Here is a 24145-nt window from a genome sequence, read left to right on the forward strand (position 1 = left end):
GAAGGCACACAAATAATACGATGATATCGGAATATAGAGCAGAAAAGAAAACAGAACCCGATGGTCACCCATGAGTTCTGCTCTTATTAAGTCGTCTTAAGTAATTTTATACCAGCTTGGTTTTTACAACCGCACTTGCTTTACCAAAATCCATTTTGCCAGCGTACTTACCTTTTAGCGCGCCCATAACTTTTCCCATATCTTTAATGGAATCGGCCCCAAGCTCAGCGATAAGATCTACAACAATCTGTTCAACTTCTTCCTCAGACATTTGCTTTGGAAGAAAGCCTTCAATTATACCGATCTCGCTTTGCTCGCGCTCTGCAAGTTCTGTACGACCAGCTTTTTCGTACATTTCGATAGAATCTCTTCTTTGGCGGATCATCTTCTGGAGCATTTCCAGTACATCATCTTCACCGATAGGATCATGACCCTCGCCACGCGCCGCGATATCGCGGTCCTTTAGCGCTGCCAAAATAAGTCTAAGCGTTGAAATTGCTTGCTTATCTTTGTTGCGCATAGCGTCTTTGAGTGTGTCATTCAAGCTGTTACGTAGCATCATTTGCCCCGAACATGTTAGAAAGGAAGAGAACCTACTCCATAAAAAAGAAAATGGCAAAGATTCATAAATGCCATAACTACCTGTTATTAAACAATATTTTCTTTTTGTGTTTTTCTTGACCTCAAAGGAACTTATGCTTATACAAAGGCCTCAGCTATTAAATCGCTGACGCTTTCGTCTGCCTAGAGGACGCCCCATCCATGAGTACTATGAAATCGAATGAAACCCCCGTCTCTCAGACAGGGGCTGTTGATTCCGCATGCCAGCAACCCGCAGGAGCTACCGCCGCTTTGGTTTTAGCAAGTGGCCAGGTCTTTTGGGGGAAAGGTCTCGGAGCTGAAGGAGAAGCCGTCGCTGAAGTGTGCTTCAACACTTCTATGACTGGCTACCAAGAAATCCTGACCGACCCATCCTATGCTGGCCAAATCATCACCTTTACATTTCCACACATAGGAAATGTCGGCACCAACGATGAAGATATCGAGACGACTTCACCTTCTTCTCGTGGTGCCATCTTCCGTATGGATATCACACAGCCTTCAAACTGGCGTGCGACTCGTGGTTTAGACGCTTGGCTTAAATCTCATAGTTTAAGCGCAATCTCCGGGATAGATACCCGTGTGCTTACCCGCCTTATTCGTGACAATGGCGCGCCTCATGGCTGCATTGCCTATCACGCAGACGGAAAATTTGATCTGGAAGCCTTGCGTCAAAAGGCAAGGAACTGGCCTGGCCTGAATGGCATGGACTTGGCTAAGGATGTAACTTGCGCGCAAACATCCGAATGGAATGAAAAACGCTGGGATCTGGAAAAAGGATATCAAAACCTTTCCGACCCTGAGTTCCATGTGGTCGCTGTTGATTTTGGTGCCAAGCGAAACATTCTTCGCTCTCTTGCTTCTCAAGGCTGTAAAGTTACTGTGGTCCGTGCCGATGCGACAGCCAAAGAAATACTTGCCCACAACCCTGACGGCGTTTTCCTCTCCAACGGTCCAGGCGACCCTGCGGCAACAGGTAAATACGCAATCCCCATGGTGAAAGAGTTACTGGCACACGAAGATCTCCCGATCTTTGGTATTTGCCTTGGCCACCAAATTTTGGCGCTGGCGCTTGGGGCAGAAACCAAGAAGATGCACCTGGGACATCGAGGTGCCAATCATCCGGTTAAAGATTTCACCACCAACAAGGTTGAAATCACCAGTCAGAACCATGGCTTTATGGTGGACAAAGCGAGCCTTCCTGAAAACGTTGAAGAAACCCATATATCTCTCTTTGACGAGACCAATCAGGGAATTCGCCTTAAAGGGCGGCCGGTTTTCTCGGTACAGTATCACCCCGAAGCTTCTCCTGGTCCTCAAGACAGTCAATACCTTTTCAAACGGTTCCGTGACCTCATGGTAGCCCGCCGAAAAGTGATTGCTAAGTAATTTATTGTGGCGGCGCTGAGACAAAAGCGGCCGCCACTGCTTTAACAGACAGCTGAACAGCTTAAACGTCCTCACGGACCTTACATAAGCAAACAGACAAAAGATGAGCAAAGCAGAACATGCCTAAAAGAACTGACATCAAATCCATCATGATCATCGGTGCTGGACCGATCATCATCGGTCAGGCCTGTGAATTTGACTATTCAGGCACACAAGCTTGTAAAGCCCTGCGAGAAGAAGGTTACCGGGTCATTCTGGTCAACTCTAATCCTGCGACGATCATGACAGACCCTGGCCTTGCCGATGCAACATATATTGAGCCTATCACCCCGGAAATGGTTGAGAAAATCATCGAGAAAGAAAAACCCGATGCACTTCTCCCAACAATGGGCGGACAAACAGCTCTCAATATTGGCCTCTCTCTAGAACACTCTGGCGTTCTTAAAAAGCACGGCGTTGAAATGATCGGTGCCAAGGCTGACGTTATTGAAAAAGCTGAGGACCGCCTACTTTTCCGTACAGCAATGGAAAAAATTGGCCTCAAGTCTCCCCGTTCGAGCGTTGCACACACATACGAGGAAGCCCTTGCTGCTTTAGAAGAAGTAAAACTTCCAGCCATCATTCGTCCGTCCTTCACCATGGGCGGCACAGGTGGCGGTATAGCGTACAATCTTGAAGAGTTCGAAGACATTATCAAAAGCGGTCTGAAAGCCTCTCCGACAACTGAAGTACTGGTTGAGCAATCTGTTCTTGGCTGGAAAGAATACGAAATGGAAGTTGTTCGCGACAGCGCGGATAACTGTATCATCATCTGCTCAATCGAAAACGTAGATCCGATGGGTATCCATACCGGAGATTCTGTGACGGTAGCCCCGGCACTGACTCTGACCGACAAAGAATACCAAATCCTGAGAGATGCTTCGATTGCCTGCTTGCGTGAAATTGGTGTTGATACAGGCGGTTCCAACGTTCAGTTCGGTATGAACCCTGAGAACGGCGAACTTGTCGTCATTGAGATGAACCCGCGTGTTTCCCGTTCTTCTGCTCTGGCATCAAAAGCGACAGGTTTCCCGATTGCCAAAATCGCAGCCAAGCTTGCTGTCGGTTACACGCTTGATGAACTTAAAAACGATATCACCAAAGTAACTCCGGCGTCCTTTGAGCCAACCATTGATTATGTCGTCACCAAGATACCACGCTTCACCTTTGAGAAATTCCCCGGAGCTGAAGATTATCTAACCACAGCGATGAAATCTGTTGGTGAAGCCATGTCTATTGGTCGTTGCTTTGCAGAATCAGTTCAAAAAGCTCTACGGTCCATGGAAACCGGCCTTACAGGTTTTAACGAAGTCAACATTCCTGGTGCGGTTGATGGCAATGGCAACGTGGATAAGGATGCTATTCGCTCCTTCCTCGCCAAACCGACCAAGGACCGTATGCTGACGATTGCACAAGCCATACGTCACGGTTTGAGTATTGAAGAAATTTTTGAAGTCACCAAATTTGATCCGTGGTTCCTGCGTCAGATCGAAGATGTCGTGATCCTCGAAGAAAACGTTCGTAAAAACGGCCTTCCAAAAGATCGTCAATCTTTTCTCAATCTGAAAAAGATGGGCTTTGCAGACGAACGTCTGGCAGAAATCACGGGGCAAACTGAAGCACAAGTTTCTACGCTTCGCCGAAGTCTTGATGTTCTCCCTGTATTCAAGCGGATTGATACCTGCGCAGGTGAGTTCCCCTCAACAACGCCTTACATGTATTCTTGTTACGAAGGTGATGGGGTTAATCCCGCAGAATGTGAATCAGAGCCAACTGACCGTGATAAAATCATGATCCTCGGTGGCGGCCCGAACCGTATTGGACAAGGCATCGAGTTCGATTACTGTTGTGTTCACGCGGCTTATGCGTTGAGTGAAGCTGGGTACGAGACCATTATGGTCAACTGTAATCCGGAAACAGTTTCAACAGATTACGATACTTCTGATCGTTTGTATTTTGAGCCTCTCACAGGCGAAGACGTTATTGAAATTGCACGCAAAGAGCAGAGCAACGGCACCCTCAAGGGTGTGATCGTCCAATTTGGCGGCCAAACTCCTCTGAAGCTTTCTCAAGCCTTGGAAGATGCAGGCATCCCTATTCTGGGCACTTCACCGGACGCCATTGACCTCGCAGAAGACCGTGAACGTTTTCAGCAGCTCCTACAAAGCCTTGATCTGCGTCAGCCCGTCAATGGAACCGCAACAACAAAAGAAGAAGCATTCGCTGTTGCTGAGAAAATTGGTTTCCCAGTGGTTATCAGACCATCCTACGTTTTAGGTGGCCGCGCCATGGAAATCATTCATGAAACTGCACAGCTCGAACGCTATATCAACACCGCGGTTCAGGTATCTGGTAAAAACCCTGTACTTCTTGACAGCTACTTACAAGACGCTATCGAAGTTGATGTTGATGCAATTTGTGATGGTCAGGAAGTTTTTGTCGCTGCGATTATGGAGCACATTGAAGAAGCCGGGATACACTCTGGCGATTCAGCTTGTTCTCTGCCCCCATACAGCTTAGCACAAAACATTCTTGATGAAATTACAGTTCAAACCAAGAAGCTCGCACTGGCACTCAATGTGGTTGGCTTGATGAACGTTCAGTTCGCAGTCAAAGATAATGTGATTTACATCCTTGAAGTAAACCCACGTGCCAGTCGCACCGTTCCTTTTGTTGCCAAGGCGACAGGTAACGCAGTTGCTAAAATTGCTTCGCGCGTTATGGCCGGTGAAAAACTTGCCAATATTGATTTAATTCACGATCGCGGCGACCATATTGCGATTAAAGAAGCCGTGTTCCCGTTCAACCGTTTCCTCGGCGTCGACGTTATGCTTGGCCCGGAAATGCGTTCAACTGGCGAAGTCATGGGACTGGATACATCTTTTGGTCGCGCGTTCTTAAAGTCACAGATGGCCGCTGGCATTGATCTACCTCTCAAAGGAACGGTCTTTATCTCTGTAAAGGATCGTGACAAAAAAGTGATGGAAGCTTTGGCTGGTGACTTAATTGAGATGGGCTACAACCTTGTCGCCACCAGCGGAACAGCAACCTATCTTCAAGAAAAAGGATTCGCCGTGGAAAAAGTCCTTAAAGTTCGTGAAGGCCGCCCTAATATTGCCGACACAATTAAGTCCGGTGAAGTTCATCTGATTATCAACACAACCGAGGGTGCAAAAGCGATTGCGGATAGCTTTGATATCCGTCGTGGCGCTCTGGATACCTCTGTTCCTTACTTCACAACAGCCAATGGTGCGCGTGCCATGGTTGAGGCTTTAAAAGCAAAACACACGGGACTACTTGAAGTCGAGCCACTTCAGGCCTACTTTACTAATTCGTTCTAATTTAAACGACTCCCGATTCTCACCCTAAACGGCGGTGGAATCGGGAGTTGCTATTTGTATTAACGCCTGGAAACGCGAATGAGTGAAAAGTTCCCTATGACCAAGGACGGCCTCGTCCGTCTTGAAGAAGAGTTACGCAACCTCAAGGTTGTTGAGCGCCCAGCTATTATTCGTGCTATCGCCGAAGCCCGCGAGCACGGAGATCTTTCTGAGAACGCTGAGTATCACGCTGCGCGTGAAAAACAGAGTTTTACCGAAGGTCGCATCATGGAACTCGAAGCACGAATCTCGCGCGCTGAAGTCATTGACGTCTCCGCGATGTCTGGCTCTACAGTGAAATTTGGTGCAACGGTTACTATCGCTGATGAAGACACCGACGAAGAAGCCACTTACCAGTTGGTTGGGGATTTGGAAGCAGACGTTAAAGCCGGACGTATTGCCATCACCTCTCCGATCGCCCGTGCGCTGATCAGTAAGGAAGAAGGGGATTCTGTAGAAGTTAGAACCCCTGCTGGCGACAAGGGTTATGAGATCGTTAAAATCCAATACCTTTAAGCGTTTGATTTTAAGTGTGTATAACCCGGCACATCTACGATGTGCCGGGTGTTTTTGTTTAGGTAGGCTTACATAATGTTGCTTGAAAAAGAATTCTATTACATCCGCCATGGTCAAACCGACTGGAACGCCAAAGGATTAATGCAGGGCTTTACCGATATCCCTCTCAATGAAACCGGGCGGCAACAGGCCTATCAGGCAGCAGAAACAATCAGAGGCACCAACATAGCCACCATCTGCGCAAGCCCCCTTGGTCGCGCCTTGGAAACAGCTAAGATCCTCAATGAAGTTCTGAATTGCGAATTAATTATCCTCGACGACCTCAAAGAAGCCTGTTTCGGCGATCACGAAGGCTTGGTCGATGATGGTTGGTTTGCCGCCTGGAAAGACGGAGAGTTTACTCCCGGTGGCGCAGAAACCAGAGAACAATTTCTCGAACGTGCAACTGCTGGTATTAACAAAGCTATTGATCGCCCAGGCCCCGTTCTAATCGCCGCCCATGGTGGCCTGTATGGCTCCATCAAACATTACTTCGGCGTTAAGGACCACCAAGTGCTCCCTAACTGCGCGCTTGCCCATCACATACCACCAACGGCAACACACACAAGTTGGCAACGCCATTTTGTGAACGAAAGTTAGATACCTTTAACGTAAAGAGTCGACCCAAAGATTTTCCAATACCCTTGTTATCCTTTCCTTGGGAACTCGAGACAAAAACTCACGCATTGATTTCAATTACTGCTTGTATTTTCGAGACAATCAAGACAACTATCCACACGAAAATACTCTATGTAATTAAGGATAATTCCTGTGTTCAAAAAAATTGTTATCACTCTTTTCTTGTCTCTCTTTGTTTTTGGATGTAGCTCTTCTGGAAAATTAACACAGACATCAGCACTTACCTCTGAAATTGACCATACTGCGACCATCGTATTAAGCGTCTCAACGAATAAAGATGTTTCAGAAGATCAAGCTAAGGCCGCTGAAGATTTTGCTAATCGCCTGCAAGATAGATTATTTGGTAAATTGGTTAGCCGTGAAGTATTTACGGGAGTTAACCAGGATCGTACCAGTGCAAAATATACCCTTGACGTACACGTCTCTGGTGCAAAAAAAGTACCTACTGCTGCGCGTATTTTCTTTGGTGTATTAGCCGGATCAAACAATGTCACCGCAGAAGTAATCCTCAAAGAAATCAAAACGGGTGAAACCATTACCTCCTTCCAAGCCGAAGGAAAATCAGCAGCCCATCCCTTTTCATCCGAAAGCGGAGCGGACGATGCCATTCGGGAAGTAAGTGAACAGATCGTAACTGGCCTTCTTTAAAACAAAATCTAGGGCCAGAAACAAAACTTTCTGGCCCTAGATTTACAATAACGATGGATCGCGTTCTATTTATCTATAGGCCAAATACTTTCACAAGAAATGCATCCATCAAAGCCACTTCTTTGAGGCGTTCAAAACGTCCGGATGCCCCACCGTGTCCCGCTGACATATTGGTTTTAAATATCAGATGATTGGTGTCTATTTTTAGGTCACGCAACTTCGCCACCCATTTTGCAGGCTCCCAATAAGTCACGCGCGGATCAGTAAGCCCCGCAGTGATCAGCATGTTCGGATAGGCTTGAATGCTCACATTATCAACCGGCGAATAGGACTTGATGTAGTCATAGGCCTCTTTCCCTGCAATCGGGTTCCCCCACTCCGGCCATTCAGGCGGCGTTAAAGGCAAAGTCGCATCACACATCGTGGTTAGAACATCAACAAAAGGTACATCAGCGACAATGGCCTTAAAGAGATCTGGGCGCATATTACTAACCACCCCCATCAACATCCCGCCTGCGCTTCCACCGTGCGCTGCAATTTGACCTTTTGACGTATATCCTTCTGAAATTAAGTGCTCGGCCGCAGCGATAAAGTCGATAAAAGTGTTCTTTTTCTTCTCCATCTTGCCGTCGAGATACCAACCGTATCCCTTATCCGTACCGCCACGAATGTGGGCAATGGCATAGACAAACCCACGGTCAACCAGAGAATAGCTGTTACGCATAAACCCTGCTGGTATAGCGTTGCCATAGGAGCCATAACCGTAAAGCAATAACGGCGCCTTGCCATCCAGCGGTATATCTTTTCGATAGAGCAAAGATATCGGCACCAATGCCCCGTCGTGCGAAGGTGCCATCAAACGTCTGACTTCATACTCATCAGGATTATGCCCGCTTGGGATTTCATCTTCTTTACGCAGCACCCGCTCACGGCTTTCCATATCGTAATCGTAGACTTGGGCTGGCGTAGAAAGAGAAGAATAGGTAAAGCGCAGAGACGTTGTATCGAATTCATATCCCGCAGACATACCAAGACTATAGGCTTGCTCATCAAAAGAGATCGAGTGCTCTTGTCCGTCTGAAATTCGCGTAATGACGATCCGAGGCAGTCCTTCAACGCGTTCAAGGCGCGTCATATGATCTTTAAAAAGGATCTGGGTCAGGATTAAGACACCGGGTTGGTGCGGAACCAAATCTTTCCAGTTATCACGCGCAGGTTTATCAATGGCTGTTTCGCAAATTTTGAAATCAACAGCACCATCCGCGCTCGTCAAAACTAACAACCGCTCACCATGATCTGTGACTTCGTACTCAAGGCCTTCTTGTCGAACAGAGACAACCTTTGGCGGCGTTGCGGGTTGATCAGAGGCGATTAAATGCACTTCAGAGGTTTGATGGTCATGGGCCAGAATCTGGATAAAACGACCGGACTCACTTTTGCCAATGCCTACAAAAAAGCCTGGATCAGTTTCTTCGTAAACCTGCACATCCAATTCTTCATCATCACCAAGCATATGGCGGAAGACTTTCGAAGGGCGATGATTTTCATCCAATACAGTATAGAATAGCGTCCTGTTATCTGCGGCCCAGACTACGTATCCGGAAGTATTCTCGATCAAATCATCCAGCTCATCGCCCGTACTAAGATCTCGAATTTTCAGGCTGTAATATTCCGATCCCTTTTCATCAACACTATAAGCAACATAGCGGTGATCGGGACTGTGCGAACAGCTGGCAATTTGGAAAAAATCTTTGCCTTCAGCCTCTTTATTGCCATCCAGCAATATGACTTCGTCACCACTTCCAGAAGATGGTTTGCGGCAAAAAATCGGATGTTGAGCACCTTCTTCATAACGAAGGTAGTAAAGCCATTGCCCATCCGGCGAAGGTACCGAAGAATCGTCCTCTTTGATGCGCCCCTTTAGCTCCTCAAACAGCACCTCTTGCAAATGCTCCTGATCTGCCATCACAGCTTTGCAGTAACCATTTTCTTGCTCCAAATAATCACGAATATCTGGAGAGAGCTTGTCAGGTTGACGCATAACTTCCTGCCAGTTATCGGCCCGAAGCCATGCGTATGGATCTTCCCTGCGTTCGCCATGAAGCTCATGGTAGAATGGTCGTTTCTCTGCTTTTGGGGCAAAGTTATTCTCTGAAACAGGGATACTGGACATGGTGGCTCCGTATGGGAAACAAAAAATTTCTGGTACAGAAGCAGTAAATGGTTACATCATAAGAAGAAACAAGAAATGCAAAGAGATTTTATGCCCTGACATAGAAACTTGGGTCAAGGAGAGCATCCATGAACAACGTGATTAACTTGAAACAATTTCGGAAAGACAAAGCTCGTGAGGCCAAAGCGTCCCATGCTGCCGATAACCGTGTTGCACACGGCCGCACTAAAACTGAAAGATTGATTTCAAATACAGAAAAAAAGAATAATTTAAAAAATTTAGATGACCATAAATTAGATAAAGACACTTAACATTTAAGTTCCTTCAGCAAAGTTTCAGGCCATCAATAATTTTCTATTGTCCTAGAGTGTACTCCAGCACCTAATTTATGTGTGTAATATACAGAAAGAAAAATTGATACCCTTTGAAATTAACTCTAGCGCGACCAGTTTTTCTAAAGAAAAGATCATAACACTTGAGCTATAGCACTAGACGATAACACACACTGGGCGATAACACTGGAGAGGCAAAAATGTACATCGGCGAACTCGCAAACCAAAGCGGCCTCTCAATTGATACACTTCGTTATTATGAAAAGATTGGCCTGCTTCCGAATACACCAAGAGATCAAGGCGGGCGACGCGTTTATCAGCCTCAGATAAGGGAATGGATCGGTTTTTTACAAAAACTGCGCGCTATGGACATGGGCGTAAAGGATATGGCTCGCTACGCCGCTCTTCGGGAAATTGGTCCATCCACGGCGCGGGAACGACGTAAAATGCTGGAAAAACAACGCCAAATCGTAGCGCATAAAATTGAGGAACTTTCTCTCTGCAAAGACCTGCTTGATTCCAAAGTTGACCTCTATAAAGAGATGGAAATCAACCAACCAGCAAGCTCCACTCCAAAGCGGATGCAAAAGCACCCAAAGTGACCAGTAGAAATTTACGAGTGAAGAAACTCACTGCGACTCGTTTTTGCAACACAAGCCAACAGCAGCAATCAACCCCATGAACTCAATAGATAAAGTCGTTTTAGATTCAGGATAAAATTTATATGATTTAAAATTAAAAAAGCGCCTTTTATCAGGCGCTTTCTACATTAGAGCATAAAGGCCTACTTTACGTCGAGTGATGCAACCCGCAGTTCGTCAGATTTTTCACGATAAAAAATATGACGACCGATTGTTGGGCCCTTATCAAAGGCTGTCCGCCATTTGGGGCTAACATAATCAGCGTGATACCAAAGAGCACCTTCACTCACATCCTCGGAAATTCCCCAATATACATAGCGTGCTAATTCCAGAGATTCTTCCCACGCCTCTTCATTGGCAATTTCATCTTTACGCCCATCACACCACCAAGAGAACTGACAGCGATTTAGCTTTTTAGAACCACCTTGCTGAACAACGCCACAGATTGTGGACGGGAAACGCTTACTTGAAACACGGTTAAGCACAACATGTGCAACAGCGCGTTTACCACTTGTTGTTTCACTGCGGGATTCAAAATAGATGTTTTGCGCAAGACATTCCAGTTCAGCCTCAAAACTTGCGTCTGTCGGACGCCGGCGTTCCAGTTCTGGTAATACTGCATAGTCACGTGCAAGAATCCGTACATCAACAGGTGAAATGAAATCACCTTCTGAAACCTGAACAGCTAATACATTTTGCTGAACGTCAGGTGCCAAAACTCCCGCACTAATAGCAAGAGCGAAACTAAATGACGATAGACCATACCAATGACCTCGGAATTGACCACGTAACCGGTAACCAATTCGTTTAATCTGCCGTAAACCACGTCTCATAATGTAAGTACCTCAGTCCAAGACTTATAACTTCAGCAGCTTTCGCAAGCCCGTGCCCACACAGATCAGATCATTGTGAGCGTCCCCCGATATAGGGATCAAAATAAAACAAACAACCCAGTGTCGCTTGTTAGTAACAAATCTTTACAAGATATTAACATCAAGAGTCAAAGAAATATTTATCATGAATTCGTGACAAAAACATATAAAAACACTTATATAGTTTGTTTTTATTAATTCTATACTTTATAATTACTTTAAATAAAATATAATTACTGATAACGAGAATATTCAACCATGCACGTATCGCATGTCTCCCATTCTCTCAAATGAAACACCCATGCATTTATTGTGATAAATTTATGACCGGATATAAGTAAAAATACCGACAATATAAATCATTGATATTATTTATTTTTTCATACCATTACATTAATATGTCATCTTTTTAAAATTATAAAATGTCATAAGTTTTATTTAAAACCGGCTTCGTGGCAAAATTATCACATCAAAAATATAAGTTAAAATTCATAAAACATTACTGAAATTTATTAATTTCATTACTTAAATAGTTAACAAACACCGTTTACGATAAAGGCCTTATAACTCATCGATTCACTCTCGACTTACCCTTACATAAGCACACATACTTATAGCTTTCCCTCCCCAAGAGTGATAAATCGCTTGGTACAGAACAATCGGGGAAAACTGAACGATGAACAAATTTGTCAAAATTGCCAGCATTACAGCTGTCGCACTCGCTATCCTTATCGTGGCTGGCTTTATCTTTGTCTATTCATCACTGGATTCAATTGTGAAAGCCGCAGTTGAAAGCATTGCCTCTGACATGACTCAGACCGAGGTCACCCTTAATGATGTTGAGATTTCACCAACAACAGGTCAGGGCAGCTTACGTGGTTTCACCATGAGCAATCCAGATGGCTTCAAGTCAAATGAAGCTTTCCAATTTGATGAAATTTCCGTCAAAATTGATATAAAATCGTTAACAGACGATGTTATTATCATCAATGAAGTAAGGATTAACGCACCTCATATTACTTATGAAGTCGGGCCACAGAAAAGTAACATTGATACCATCAATGAAAATACTCAGTCCCACGGCAAGAGCAGTGAAACAACCGCATCAAATGAAGACGCTCCTAAATTTATCGTTGAGCATCTCTATTTGAATGATGGCGAAATTTCCGTCGCAGCTGCGCCACTTGGCGACAAAACAATAGATGTGGACTTGCCAAACATTCACCTGAAAGACATTGGCAAAGGTGATCAAGGCGCAAGCCCCGCAGTTATTTTACAAGCAGCTTTTGGGGCCGTGACCAAAAACATAACCGGCGCGCTGGGATCTGTTGATTTAGACGGCCTAGCCAAAGGCGTCACAGATGGCGTTAAGGGTGTTGCAGACGGCGTAGTCAGTGGCGCTTCTGGTGTAACAAGTACAGTAGGTGATGCCGCTTCTGGCGCAACCGACGGCATTAAAGGTGCTGCGGATGGTGCAGGTAATGCCCTCAAAGGACTTTTGGGAGATTAGCCGCCCAACCTGTACCTAAATAATTACTATAAAAAATGGAGCTTTCGAGCTCCATTTTTTATTCCCGTTTTCTCAAACAAACATGCATTATCTTATAGTTCACCTTGCACCATTCACGCTTTGGGAGTACCTCATTTAAGAACAAAATTAAGTAAGGGCTGCACCCTTGGTGTTGTGCATACGAATGGCGGATTATACTTCACAGGTACAAATTGTCGGGGGTGGACTAGCTGGTCTCAGCCTCGCAGCGGCCCTCGGAACTGCGGGCATCAAAACCCTTCTTATCGACTTGGAACCAGAATCTTACGACACCCCTTTTGAAGAGGCCAAAGACAATAGAACCACAGCGCTTATTCAAAACTCTATAAATCTTCTCAAAGCGTGTGGTGCCTGGGACGGATGCGAAGATTACGCAACAGCGTTGACAGTTATGCGTATTGTTAACCTTCCTCGGGGCCAGCAAAAACATTCAAATTCAACGGACTTTGACTCCAGAGAAATTGAAAATTCTCCCTTTGGCTTTAATGTTCCCAACTCTGTTCTACGTCGCGTTCTTTGCACACGTTTAAACAACCTTCCGGAGGTAACCCATTTAACATCAACAAAGATGGAAAAAATGGCGCAGACATCCGAAGGATACCAGCTCACTCTATCTAATGACAAAAGTTCAATCGCCGCCTTAACTATCGGTGCTGACGGCAAAAATTCTGCCTGTCGCAAAACTGCCGGTATTAAAAGCATGTCCTGGTCATACCCTCAGACCGCCATCACCTGCTACATTGAGCACAGCAAATCTCATCAAAATGTTTCGACGGAAACACACTATCCTGCAGGACCTTTCACCCTTGTCCCAATGATGGGGAAACGCTCTTCAATTGTATGGGTCGAAGAAACACGTCTCGCAAAAAAATATCTCGCCCTTGGTGATGATGAATTTTCAGAGGAACTTATAAACAAAATCAAAGGGCGATTGGGATCCGTAAAGCTATTCGGCAAGCGCGGTGGATTCCCAATCTCTGCAATGCTTAGTGATCACTTTTATAGTCCTAATCTAGCTCTTATAGCTGAAGCGGCACATGCCCTTCCCCCAATTGCCGCTCAAGGATTAAACCTGAGTTTGCGCGATGTCGCTGTTTTAGCTGAACTCTTAATTGATCAAAACAAAGCTGATAAAGCCCTCAACGACATTGAACTCTTAAAAGAATATGACAGAGCTAGACGGTTTGATGTTGTTTCCCGTTTGGCCGCGGCCGATGGATTAAACCGTTTTGCCTCAAATGACAGCGCTATTCTCCACAAGGTGAGAGACATTGGCCTGTCCGCAGTTAGGAACTTCTCCCCCTTACGGCATTTAATGATGAAATCCGGTATGACATCCCCCTTAGGCACCCCAAGCCTGATGTCAGGCAAGGAAATAGAACGAAATCAGTAGATGTTTGTCGCAAAACAAACGGCTTATGACGCTCTAAATCGATGAGAGGAAAGCATATCCCCTTATGTTTAACCCCTTATCTTTACGATAAATTTGTTGTATAAACTCAACAATAGAATGTCAGCAATAGAATATCGGATGTCCGATCTTCACTTAACGCACGAGATTAAAAGAATAATTTGTACCTCAGGAGGTGATTGCCTTGGACTTGCGCCAATTGGAACTACTCTGTGCGCTTGCGCGCGAAAAGCACTTTGGGCGAGCCGCCAAGAACAGCAACATCTCTCAACCAGCTTTTTCAGCCCGTATTCGACAGCTTGAAAATGAACTCGGCGTGCCTATTGTCAAAAGAGAGCGAAGCTTTCAAGGCTTAACCACCGAGGGCGAACTGGTGGTGTCTACAGCACAACGCATCCTCGCAGAGGCCCGGACCCTAAAACAATCTCTCAGCCAAATGAGTAAAGGCCTTGCGGGGCACCTGCGCATAGGCGCTGTCCCCTCCGCAATGCCAATGATGTCATTGATAAAAAATCCTTTTTGTGACGCACACCCAAATATTACAATTTCTCTGCTTTCACTCTCTTCTGCCGAAATTCAGTTGGGCCTGGAAAAGTTTGATCTAGAAGTTGGCGTTACCTACCTAAGCGATGAACTTAGCTCAAATGTAGAAAGCCACGAGTTGTATCAAGAAGAATATTCCTTGATACACAATGCAGATGGCCCTCTCAAAGATCGCCAAACCATTACCTGGCAAGAAGCCGCAAATCTGCCCTTAAGCCTTCTGACAAGAGACATGCAATACCGTCGAATTATCGATAAAACGTTTGAAGAACTGGACTGTTTTGTGACGCCACACACTCAGACCAATTCCATTACCCAACTGTTACATGAAACCCGTTTTGGATCTACATCGAGTATCGTTCCGATCAGCCTCATTCATATTCTTAGAAACCTTGAGGGCGTAGTTGCTATTCCTTTATCTGAGCCACGCTTGATCAATAATATCGGCATGGTCATTGCTAAACGAGAGCCAAGTTCGCCAATAGCACGTGAATTTTTTAAACACACAAAACGTCAGGATGTTGAAAAACTTCTGCGCGAAGCTAGCCAGCAAAAGTAAAGCCACAGCTTCGGCAGATCACGTAAAATCCTGACTTGATAGATTGTTAATTTTATTGCGGTTAGAATAACAGAAGCTACGCAAACCCCGGAGAGATGTATGAGTGTCAAGGTCGCTGTAATCCTATCTGGCTGTGGTTTTCTTGATGGCGCTGAAATTCATGAAGCAGTGATGACACTCTATGCCCTTCAAAAGCTTGGGGCAGAAACAATTTGTTTTGCACCCAACATTGAACAAAGCGATGTCATCAATCATTTGACAAAACAAACCGTTCCCAACGAACGCAGAAATGTCCTTATTGAATCTGCGCGAATTGCACGGGGTAATATTACCAATTTAGCTGAATTTGATCCCAATAACGTTCATGCCATGGTCCTTCCTGGTGGGTTTGGTGCTGCCAAAAATCTTTCAAGCTTTGCGAGTGAAGGAGCCGAATGTTCCATTAATCCGGATGTTGAATCTGCAATCAAAGGCATGATCAGCTTAAACAAACCTGTTGCGGCCCTTTGCATTTCTCCCGCCGTTGTGGCCCGCCTTTACGACAGTCCGACCCTAACCATAGGTCAAGATACAGCGACTGCCCTCACGCTTGAAACCATGGGCGCCACCCATGAGACAACGGGGCATGGTGAAGTTGTGGTCGATCGGACAAACAAGCTGGTTACAACACCATGTTATATGCTTGATGCAACCGTTCCTGACATCGCCCGTGGTGCCGAAAATGCCATGGAAGTTCTGCTTACCCTTATCGACGACTAGCCCCAATCAATCTCCACGATAAACGAAATAAATGATCACATCTTCAGAGACCATCAAGCTGGATGAAAGCTGGAAAGTTGCCCTTTCTTCTGAATTTAACAAAGATTACATGCATAACCTTAAAGCTTTTCTCACACAGCAAAAAAAGCTCAACAAAACGATATTCCCAAAGGGGTCCGAATATTTCCAAGCTTTGAACCTCGCGCCCTTAGACAAGGTGAAGGTCGTTATTCTGGGCCAAGATCCATACCACGGCCCCGGCCAAGCCCATGGCCTATGTTTTTCAGTTCGCCCAGATATTCCAGTCCCACCATCTTTGAAAAATATCTTCAAAGAAATGAAGCAGGATCTCAACATAGACCAACCACAACACGGATGCCTAATTCCCTGGGCGCAACAAGGCGTACTGCTATTGAATTCCGTATTAACGGTGGAGCAGCACAAGGCAGGGGCACATCAAGGTCGCGGGTGGGAACTTTTTACTGACCAGATCATCCTCGCGCTCAACAAAGCACATGACAATCTCGTCTTTCTTCTCTGGGGAAGTTATGCACAAAAAAAGGGCGCTGTTATAGATAGAGACAGACATCTTGTACTGCAATCACCGCACCCGTCCCCTCTATCAGCGCACAGAGGTTTTTTTGGTAACGATCATTTCTCGCAAACTAACCAATATCTTGAACAATACAATAAGCAACCTATTGACTGGCAACTTCCGCCGAGTTCAGAAATTCATCTTGGCTTGCTTTAACCAAACCAAATGAAACGTCCTAGTCTCAACTGAATAAGGCGCAGTATTTTACTGCGCCTTATGACGACAATCTTAGCTTTAAACTGGTATGATTTTCAAACTTCGCTACAGCATGACCTTGAGTTAATCATATCCGAGTTACCGTGCCCTCGAGATCATCCATAGAAATATCGACCATCAATTGGTCCGCTAAATCTTCCAGTTTATCCCGTAGCATATCCACGGATACTGCTATTGGAATTGAAATATTTATTTCAGCACTGAAGATCCGTTCAGATGACATTGCTCCGTCGTTACAATCCGTCAACATCTCATTAATACTGATCTTTTTCTCGGCGAGGGCATGCGATATATCCCTTATGATACCAGGATGATCCGGCCCAATTATTTCAAGGCTCAACTCTCTGACCGGAACATCTGCTTCAACGCTATTTTGCAGTTCAATCGACAGGTGAAAGCTCTCACATTCAACAGCCTTCAGATCAGCCTCTAGCTGCTCTGTATTTTGTTCTGGAACAGATACACGAATTATACCTGCAAAATTACCAGATAGCTTGGTAATCCGGCTTTCGAGCCAATTTCCTTCCAGTTGTGTTATGATTGCAGACATATCATCTACCAATCCAGGCCGATCTTTACCTGTTACGGTCAGGATAATGGAATTCGCCATACTACTGCTCCTTTCAGCCATGTGTTATCTGTTCAGTATAATTCTTAATACTCCTTTCATTTGAACAAAAACGACTTTTATAGTGCTGGCATTGACATATTATTACAAGAAATACTTAACAACAGCTCTCACCAGATTGAATTGGTGGACAGGGATTTGTTCCATATGAACAATAAACACAGCAATCCCCGCTTTTCGGCTTCAACAAAGCGCTACAACCCTTGCAATCATAGAACCACTGGCAAGCATCTGTCGGCATCTTTTCTCGTTCGTTATGGCCACACTCAGGACAGGTAATTACAGAATAAGCCTCACTCATATCTGCTTACGCTTCCAATATCCATATCCCGCCATCCCCAAAAAAACGGCTAACAAAGGAAAGAGGATCATATCCAGATAAGCGACCATTGCGCCGATACCAAACGCTCCAAAAAGGATAACAAGTACAGGTGTCACGCAACAAATTGCTGTGACAACTGCCCCAGTGATACCGACTTTAAAAAATTTATTTTTATCCATGAACTCTCCCTACCAAGGAAGTATACGCTTCATTGGTAGGGATAAGAAGATCGCCAACGAAAATGTGATCCACAAACTGAATGGAATTCAGAACAAACAGCTCTATTCTAACTGTTTTCTCACATTAAGCAGCCTGATATTTACGAACATACACTTCTCGTAATTCCTGAAACCACTTTGGCTCAGGACGCCACCAATTCAGGTTATCCATCGCCGCCCCATCGTTAAAAGCAAAATTAAACCGATCACGAGAAGCAAGATCCAGTCTATCTTTGGCCTCAGTGACTACGGAGTTAAAACCACTATGAGACATGAACATTCCGCCTCCTTTGGGAGCTGATAGCCAATTTATGAGTACATAAGCCTGATCGACGTTTTGTGCCTCAGTGGGTATGGCCATAGTGCCTAACCACGCTAGGGCACCTTCTTTGGGAGCAACAAACTTGAACTTACTTTTTGAACTTTTCCATAGTTCCAAAGCAACTCCGTCCCACGCTTGTCCGACGACACAATTGTTTTGGGTGAAAGCAGAAGTTAAACCCTCTACATCGCTCCAAAATTGACGAATATAGGATTTGTGTTCAATAGCAAAGAGCAAGGCCTCACCAAAAACTTCTCGTGCTATCTCCTCGTTCACATAGGCCATATTAAGCCGCTCCCCCGTGCCATCAAGCATCAGAGCCATCGTCGTCAAGGCAGAATGGGGGCGCGCTGTAACAAGTCCTTTATTTTCAGGGAGCCATTGATCGGCCCAAGAGACTTGGCCAGCTTTATAGTCATGAACCGTACTATCAAAACACATACCCTCTGCGCCCCAACTAAAAGGCATCGCAAACCGTTGTCCACGGTAGATCGTATTCAGGTTGCTCGATTTTTCCCAAATAGTTGGCTGGATATGATCTAGGACCAGACGTTTTTCATCAAGGGGCTGTAAAAAGCCTTCAGCTACGTACCAATTCGTAAGGGATGTTGCTGTTGGAAAGACAAGGTCAAAGCCCTGCCCTTTCGTTGCTTTCAGATACAACAATGCCTCCGCATTGGTGTCAAAGCTGGTAACTGACAACTGTATCCCTGTGTCTTTTTTGAATTCAGAAATCATTTCTTTACTGAAATAATTCTGCCACGCAAATACTTCCAGTTCACCTGATAAAGCTACCGAAGGAGAGGAGAACAGAGGAGAGACGGCACAGGTTCCAACTAGGGCCGCAAACGATTTCAATAGGCCTCTGCGGGTGAAACTCTGTGCTGCTTGTTGTGTTTTTGTGTTCTTAAAAGCAGTGTTTTTAAACATGGACGGACTAATCCCCAAATGGAAACTTCTTTGGTTTACTCTTTAATCTTGTTAGGCCCCCTTAACAAAACATCAGATACCGGTTTTAAATATTTTAGAAATACTCTTTTATTAATGCGTAACCATCACCCGAGATCAGTCCCCAATACTCCATGACGGCGGAGATAAGCATAGTTCTCCACTCACAAAATTACCACATCAATCAACCAAGGTCTTTTTTCTCGACCCTCTTCGTCAAATAACTTGATCGGCCTTATGAAAAAAATGGCCGGGCATAAGCCCGGCCAAGTCATGTGGGGTAAGTTACTCAAAGAGCAACTACCTTTATGCGCCCTACCTTTCGGATCGGTCGAACACATAACTCCTAGACAAAGTCACGTTCATCAAACGCGTTCTGTCAAATTTCATTCAGCTGTCATTGTTGTTTTTATCCCGTTGGACAAAAACTGCAAAAAGAGCCAAAGCACCAGAAACAACCATTAACATCAAAGAGACTGCATTCAACGCAGGTGTCGACCCTTGTTTGAGGCGATCAAACATCGTGATGGTTAGCGGAGAGTCGGACCCAACCAACATCAAGGTTGTGTTGAAATTTTCAAAGGACATCAGAAAGCTGATAATTCCTGCGCCAATCATGGCCGGCTTAAGAAAAGGAAGCGTAATGGTTTGAACAGCTTCCCACTTCGTTGCGCCAAGATTTAATGCCGCTTCTTCCAGACTATTATCAAATTTTCTCAATCTCGCGGAGATCACCAATGTTGTAATTGTCGTTACAAAAGCGAATTGCCCCATAATAACAATAAACAAACCTGGACGCAGGAATTCAAAATCCCACCCAAAGCTGTCTTCAACGCCATTTGCAATTGAATTGGTGAAAATCAAGATCGAAATACCAAGAATAACGCCTGGAATAACCAGTGGCATCAAAGCAAACATGTAGAGAATGTTTTTACCCGGAAACGAATGACGCTCAAAAAGGAAGGCGTTACATGTACCGACAAAAACAGCGAGAGTAGTTACACAAACCGCGACAAACGCTGAAAACCCGATACTTTCCAAAAGTTGTGAATCGTTAAAAACACCAACTCTTGGCGCTTCAGTGCCTATAAACCAATCCAAGGTAAACCCGTTCCAAGGCATGGAAGGAAACAAGCTATCATTAAAGGCAAACACACCCACTACGATGAGCGGCGCACCAAGATAAAGAAAGAACAAGGTTATATATGCAGCATAAAGCCGCGTACTAAACTTTGATTGAGGTAAAGATGGGATCATAATCGTGCCCCTTACTTAACAGTATCGGCAAGTGTCTGACGGCTTAGCTTAAGGCCGACAAAAACAATCGCAGAAGAGAGGAACAACAATAGGAAACCAAAGGCAGAACCTGATTCCCAATTAAATCGGGTGATAAACTGGTTATAAATTTGTTCAGTAAACCACAGGCTATCCTTGCCACCTAGAAGAGTAGGCGTCAGATAATTTCCAAGTGTCAGCATAAAGACGACAATACAGCCAGACGCAATACCCGGCATGGCGTGAGGAATGACTATTTCTCTCAAGATCGACACGGTGTTCCCACCGAGGTCATAGGCTGCTTCAATCAAACTATCGTCCAGAGTGTCCAGAACGGAAACCAAAGGTACCACCATAAACAGCATGGAGGTATATACGAGACCAACCATTAATGTCGCATCAGTATAAAGAAACTCCACAGGACCATCGACCAGACCAATCCATTGGATAAAGCTACTGAGCACACCACTTTCACGCAGTAATATCATCCAGCCAAACGTTCGAACCAACTCAGATACCCAAAAGGGAATCAGGCACATCATGAAGAGCAGGTTACGTTTTTTCCCTTTCATCACCTTGGCGATATAATAGGAAACCGGGAAACCGATGATCAGCGTAATGAACGTGGCCAGAATGGACATCACCGCCGTTCGAACAAAAGTATTCCAATACAGCGGTTCTACAAAAAATTCAGTATAGTTCTGAAGACTAAAAGCATACTCGCGATATCCTAATTTCTCCCGCAGCGAGACGATCAACAAATCAACGTGGGGAAGAACAATCAGTAAGAACAACCACAGCAACAACGGCAGCATCAATAAAAAAGTACCAAGCTTTAATGTTGGCATTACAGAGCTTTGACCCGTTTTAGAAACAGCGATCTCGGCACTACTCATGCTGCTTTCTCCTGTTTGGAAGTTGCCGTCGCTTTATAAGATCGGGCTTTTTCAACGTTCCAACTCAGTCTCAAGTGTTCCCCTGATTTTAAGTCACTAAATGCTCCAGTTTGAGGAAGAGAAACCGTAACTTCATGACCCGTTTTTTGGTCACGAACTTGCGCACGACTATTTGCTCCATCAAAAAGCAAGTTCTCGACAACGCCCGTTAGGGTGTTCTCCCCATCTTCGATATGAGCCCCACTATCAGACGATGCACTACGTTCTATGGTAATGGCTTCCGGGCGCACAAAAAGTTCTACCTGCTCACCAATGTCCATAGATGAGTTGGTTCCTGATACAGCCGCAATAACCCCACCATCGTCCAAAGTGATCATCGCTTGATCACCATTTACGGATTCCACTTTCCCGCTCCAGCGATTGCTGTCGCCAACAAAGCCCGCAACAAAAGCGGTCTGCGGGTTGTAATAGAGATCTTGAGGAGAACCGACCTGCTCGAAACGACCTTCGTTCATCACCGCAACATTATCAGACATCACAAGAGCTTCTGATTGATCGTGCGTTATATAGACAAACGTCGTACCAACTTCATTCTGAAGCTGCTTAAGCTCTACCTTCATATGTTCGCGTAGTTTTAGATCCAGAGCGCCAAGAGGTTCATCCAACAAGAGAACTGCTGGCTCAAGGATTAAAGATCTCGCAATTGCAATTCTCTGACGCTGCCCGCCAGAAAGTTGGTCAACATTTTTAGGTCCTGCATCCGGCAAACTGACGCGTTCAAGTACATCGGCGACGCGTTTATCAATTTCTGCCTGTGGCATTTTACGACGGCGCAGACCATAGCCAATATTTTCTGCTACATTCATCATTGGGAAAAGAGCGAGATGCTGAAAAACCATATTTACCGGACGCTTATTCGGTGGAACTCCCAACATGGAGTTACCTTTGATAACAATGTCACCCGCTGTCGGTTCAATAAATCCCGCCAGCATGCGAAGTAATGTTGTTTTACCGCAGCCACTTGGACCGAGTATTGAGAAAAATGATCCCTTGGGGATTTCCAAAGATACATTGTCAACAGCTGTAAATTTCCCAAAGGACTTCACAATTTTGCGACACTCAAGATCCAGTTGATTGCTCATTTTCTTAAAACCTAGTTGATTACTGAAGCGCTTTTTAAATTATAAGCGCCAGTACCATTATTTATTATTTTTATGCCGAAATTTAGGGGTCGGCACTCTAACTTCGATCGCCTTTTTCGTCTTTAACGCTTTAGAAAAAAGGACCGTGGAAGGCATTTCCCCCAGCCTTTTTCAAGACCGGGGGAAGCCGTAACTTAATCGTAGAAGGTTGGCTTAGTTAGAAGCAGCCGCTTTCACACGATCCAGAACTTTACCTTCGATGGTTTCAAGTCCTGCAGGTACTGTTGGGTACCATTTGATATTGTCGAGATCAGCTTGTGGGAAGCTAGCCTGGAACTGTGCTTTTAGTTTATCTTCGGCGAACTCATCAGCACCTTTAGAAGCAGTGAAGTTTCCTGCAGCTGCTGTAATTTGAGCTGCAATTTCAGGACGCATTACAAAGTTAATCCACTTGTAAGCACCAGCTTCATTTTTAGTTTTCTTTGGCAACGCAAAAGTATCAATCCAACCAAGAGCACCAGACTTAGGCGCAACAAATGTTACATCGGCATTATCGCTGTTTAGCTTCCAGCCACCAGTGTCCCATGCCATTGCAGCAACAACTTCGCCAGAACGAACAAGGTTCAGCAGCGCATCGCCACCTTCCCAATAAGTTTTCACGTTAGACTTACAAGAGATCAGTTTCTCTTCAACTTTATTCATGATTTCTTGATATTTATCTTTATCACCGTATGCAGCAAATGGATCAAGACCCATTGAGAATGCAAAACCGATAAGCGTTGGACGCTTGAGGCGATAAGAAACTTTACCAGCAACAGCGTCGTTACAAAGATCGGTGTAATCTTTAACACTGCTTGCGGTTGCTTTATTCAAAACCAAACCGCTAGTTCCCCATATATGAGGAACGCCATAGACATCACCTTCGTAAGTCGTATTGCCTTTGGTTGCTTCCAACATAGAGCCAATGAACTGGCTGCTGTCGACTTTAGAGAGATCAATTGGCTTATAAATGCGGTGCTCAGCTTGCGCAGAGGAGATACGATCCTGACTTGGTTGTGCAAGATCAAACCCGCCGCCGCCCGTTGCGCGCAACTTGGAAATCATATCTTCGTTGTTAGATTTGGTAACCTTAACATCGATACCTGTTTCTGCTTTGAACTGTTCGATAACAGAATCAGGCGCATAACCACCCCAAGTAAGAAGTCTTAGTTCTTCAGCTTGTGCCTGGCCAGAAAATGCAAGACCAGCAATCGCGCTAAGGCCCAAAATAGCTTTCGTAGTACTCATAAAAAACCTCCGTGTTTTTTTTAATGCACATGTTCGAATGCGTCACGGGACCAATTTTCATCCCTATTCTCACCGAACAATAGCTCTCCAAGTCTGTTTTGATGCCCGGGAAGGGCATCATTGTAATGTAATATATACTTATAGAGCATGTATTACAGTGACATTGAACTTTGTTTGCAATTCCACTTTTTTAAGCGGTTTTACTTG

At 44.9% G+C, this 24145-nt stretch carries 23 protein-coding genes; 12 read left to right on the forward strand and 11 right to left on the reverse strand.

Annotated features, from left to right (window positions below; all coding sequences use genetic code 11):
• Window positions 1–106: 106 nt before the first annotated feature.
• Window positions 107–559 (reverse strand): GatB/YqeY domain-containing protein, encoded by a 453-nt coding sequence (locus ACFSKO_RS12310; protein ID WP_380252273.1) that lies wholly within the window; start codon window positions 557–559, stop codon window positions 107–109.
• 212 nt (window positions 560–771) lie between these two features.
• On the opposite strand from ACFSKO_RS12310, the gene carA reads away from it, so the two are divergent.
• The 5 genes from carA to ACFSKO_RS12335 all read left to right on the forward strand — a co-directional run bounded on the left by carA (window position 772) and on the right by ACFSKO_RS12335 (window position 7250).
• A complete protein-coding gene (carA, locus tag ACFSKO_RS12315) occupies window positions 772–1989 on the forward strand; it encodes a glutamine-hydrolyzing carbamoyl-phosphate synthase small subunit (RefSeq protein WP_380252275.1) in 1218 nt (405 codons plus the stop codon).
• A 119-nt stretch (window positions 1990–2108) separates the two neighbouring features.
• Entirely contained in the window at window positions 2109–5369 is a 3261-nt protein-coding gene (gene carB, locus ACFSKO_RS12320) for a carbamoyl-phosphate synthase large subunit (RefSeq protein WP_380251951.1), read from the forward strand.
• 78 nt (window positions 5370–5447) lie between these two features.
• Complete coding sequence (greA, locus tag ACFSKO_RS12325) at window positions 5448–5924, forward strand: transcription elongation factor GreA (protein WP_380251953.1); 477 nt, start codon at window positions 5448–5450, stop codon at window positions 5922–5924.
• Window positions 5925–5999: 75 nt separating this feature from the next.
• Complete coding sequence (locus ACFSKO_RS12330; RefSeq protein WP_380251955.1) at window positions 6000–6563, forward strand: histidine phosphatase family protein; 564 nt, start codon at window positions 6000–6002, stop codon at window positions 6561–6563.
• Window positions 6564–6734: 171 nt separating this feature from the next.
• Window positions 6735–7250 (forward strand): DUF4410 domain-containing protein, encoded by a 516-nt coding sequence (locus ACFSKO_RS12335; RefSeq protein WP_380251957.1) that lies wholly within the window; start codon window positions 6735–6737, stop codon window positions 7248–7250.
• A gap of 73 nt (window positions 7251–7323) precedes the next feature.
• Here ACFSKO_RS12335 and ACFSKO_RS12340 read toward each other — a convergent pair whose 3' ends face one another.
• The gene (locus ACFSKO_RS12340) at window positions 7324–9423 is read right to left on the reverse strand and encodes a S9 family peptidase (RefSeq protein WP_380251959.1); all 2100 of its coding nucleotides are present in this window, start codon (window positions 9421–9423) and stop codon (window positions 7324–7326) included.
• 128 nt (window positions 9424–9551) lie between these two features.
• On the opposite strand from ACFSKO_RS12340, the gene ACFSKO_RS12345 reads away from it, so the two are divergent.
• Together ACFSKO_RS12345 and ACFSKO_RS12350 are read left to right on the forward strand one after the other, a co-directional pair.
• Window positions 9552–9734 carry a DUF4169 family protein gene (locus ACFSKO_RS12345; protein WP_380251961.1) on the forward strand — a complete coding sequence of 61 codons (183 nt, stop codon included), beginning with the start codon at window positions 9552–9554 and terminating at the stop codon, window positions 9732–9734.
• Window positions 9735–9955: 221 nt separating this feature from the next.
• Window positions 9956–10357: a MerR family transcriptional regulator gene (locus ACFSKO_RS12350; RefSeq protein WP_380251963.1), complete on the forward strand. Its 402-nt coding sequence runs from the start codon at window positions 9956–9958 to the stop codon at window positions 10355–10357.
• A 182-nt stretch (window positions 10358–10539) separates the two neighbouring features.
• On the opposite strand, the gene ACFSKO_RS12355 is transcribed toward ACFSKO_RS12350, so the two are convergent.
• Window positions 10540–11229 carry a cell wall hydrolase gene (locus ACFSKO_RS12355; protein ID WP_380251965.1) on the reverse strand — a complete coding sequence of 230 codons (690 nt, stop codon included), beginning with the start codon at window positions 11227–11229 and terminating at the stop codon, window positions 10540–10542.
• Window positions 11230–11944: 715 nt separating this feature from the next.
• Here ACFSKO_RS12355 and ACFSKO_RS12360 point away from each other — a divergent pair.
• The 5 genes from ACFSKO_RS12360 to ung all read left to right on the forward strand — a co-directional run bounded on the left by ACFSKO_RS12360 (window position 11945) and on the right by ung (window position 16840).
• A complete protein-coding gene (locus tag ACFSKO_RS12360; RefSeq protein WP_380251967.1) occupies window positions 11945–12778 on the forward strand; it encodes a DUF748 domain-containing protein in 834 nt (277 codons plus the stop codon).
• Between the two features lie 184 nt (window positions 12779–12962).
• Window positions 12963–14210 carry an FAD-dependent monooxygenase gene (locus ACFSKO_RS12365; RefSeq protein WP_380251969.1) on the forward strand — a complete coding sequence of 416 codons (1248 nt, stop codon included), beginning with the start codon at window positions 12963–12965 and terminating at the stop codon, window positions 14208–14210.
• A gap of 202 nt (window positions 14211–14412) precedes the next feature.
• Window positions 14413–15330 (forward strand): LysR family transcriptional regulator, encoded by a 918-nt coding sequence (locus ACFSKO_RS12370; RefSeq protein WP_380251971.1) that lies wholly within the window; start codon window positions 14413–14415, stop codon window positions 15328–15330.
• Between the two features lie 99 nt (window positions 15331–15429).
• On the forward strand, window positions 15430–16089 hold the full coding sequence (elbB, locus tag ACFSKO_RS12375; RefSeq protein WP_380251973.1) for an isoprenoid biosynthesis glyoxalase ElbB: 660 nt from the start codon (window positions 15430–15432) through the stop codon (window positions 16087–16089).
• A gap of 31 nt (window positions 16090–16120) precedes the next feature.
• Complete coding sequence (gene ung, locus ACFSKO_RS12380; RefSeq protein WP_380251975.1) at window positions 16121–16840, forward strand: uracil-DNA glycosylase; 720 nt, start codon at window positions 16121–16123, stop codon at window positions 16838–16840.
• Between the two features lie 127 nt (window positions 16841–16967).
• On the opposite strand, the gene ACFSKO_RS12385 is transcribed toward ung, so the two are convergent.
• The 8 genes from ACFSKO_RS12385 to ACFSKO_RS12420 all read right to left on the reverse strand — a co-directional run bounded on the left by ACFSKO_RS12385 (window position 16968) and on the right by ACFSKO_RS12420 (window position 23938).
• Window positions 16968–17510 (reverse strand): glycine cleavage system transcriptional repressor, encoded by a 543-nt coding sequence (locus ACFSKO_RS12385; protein WP_380251977.1) that lies wholly within the window; start codon window positions 17508–17510, stop codon window positions 16968–16970.
• A gap of 115 nt (window positions 17511–17625) precedes the next feature.
• Window positions 17626–17829 carry a GDCCVxC domain-containing (seleno)protein gene (locus ACFSKO_RS12390; RefSeq protein ID WP_380251979.1) on the reverse strand — a complete coding sequence of 68 codons (204 nt, stop codon included), beginning with the start codon at window positions 17827–17829 and terminating at the stop codon, window positions 17626–17628.
• Complete coding sequence (merF, locus tag ACFSKO_RS12395) at window positions 17826–18029, reverse strand: mercury resistance system transport protein MerF (protein ID WP_380251981.1); 204 nt, start codon at window positions 18027–18029, stop codon at window positions 17826–17828. Before merF ends, ACFSKO_RS12390 begins: the two co-directional genes overlap by 4 nt.
• Before the next feature lie 124 nt (window positions 18030–18153).
• A complete protein-coding gene (locus ACFSKO_RS12400; protein ID WP_380251983.1) occupies window positions 18154–19320 on the reverse strand; it encodes an extracellular solute-binding protein in 1167 nt (388 codons plus the stop codon).
• 408 nt (window positions 19321–19728) lie between these two features.
• Window positions 19729–20595, reverse strand: a complete 867-nt coding sequence (locus ACFSKO_RS12405; RefSeq protein ID WP_380251985.1) for an ABC transporter permease — start codon at window positions 20593–20595, stop codon at window positions 19729–19731.
• An 11-nt stretch (window positions 20596–20606) separates the two neighbouring features.
• Window positions 20607–21509: an ABC transporter permease gene (locus tag ACFSKO_RS12410; protein WP_380251987.1), complete on the reverse strand. Its 903-nt coding sequence runs from the start codon at window positions 21507–21509 to the stop codon at window positions 20607–20609.
• Window positions 21506–22651, reverse strand: a complete 1146-nt coding sequence (locus ACFSKO_RS12415) for an ABC transporter ATP-binding protein (protein ID WP_380251989.1) — start codon at window positions 22649–22651, stop codon at window positions 21506–21508. Before ACFSKO_RS12415 ends, ACFSKO_RS12410 begins: the two co-directional genes overlap by 4 nt.
• 213 nt (window positions 22652–22864) lie before the next feature.
• The gene (locus tag ACFSKO_RS12420; RefSeq protein WP_380251991.1) at window positions 22865–23938 is read right to left on the reverse strand and encodes an extracellular solute-binding protein; all 1074 of its coding nucleotides are present in this window, start codon (window positions 23936–23938) and stop codon (window positions 22865–22867) included.
• Between the last annotated feature and the right edge of the window lie 207 nt (window positions 23939–24145).

Origin of the sequence: Kiloniella antarctica (genome assembly GCF_042682825.1) — a bacterium.
GTDB classification, from domain to species: domain Bacteria; phylum Pseudomonadota; class Alphaproteobacteria; order Kiloniellales; family Kiloniellaceae; genus Kiloniella; species Kiloniella antarctica.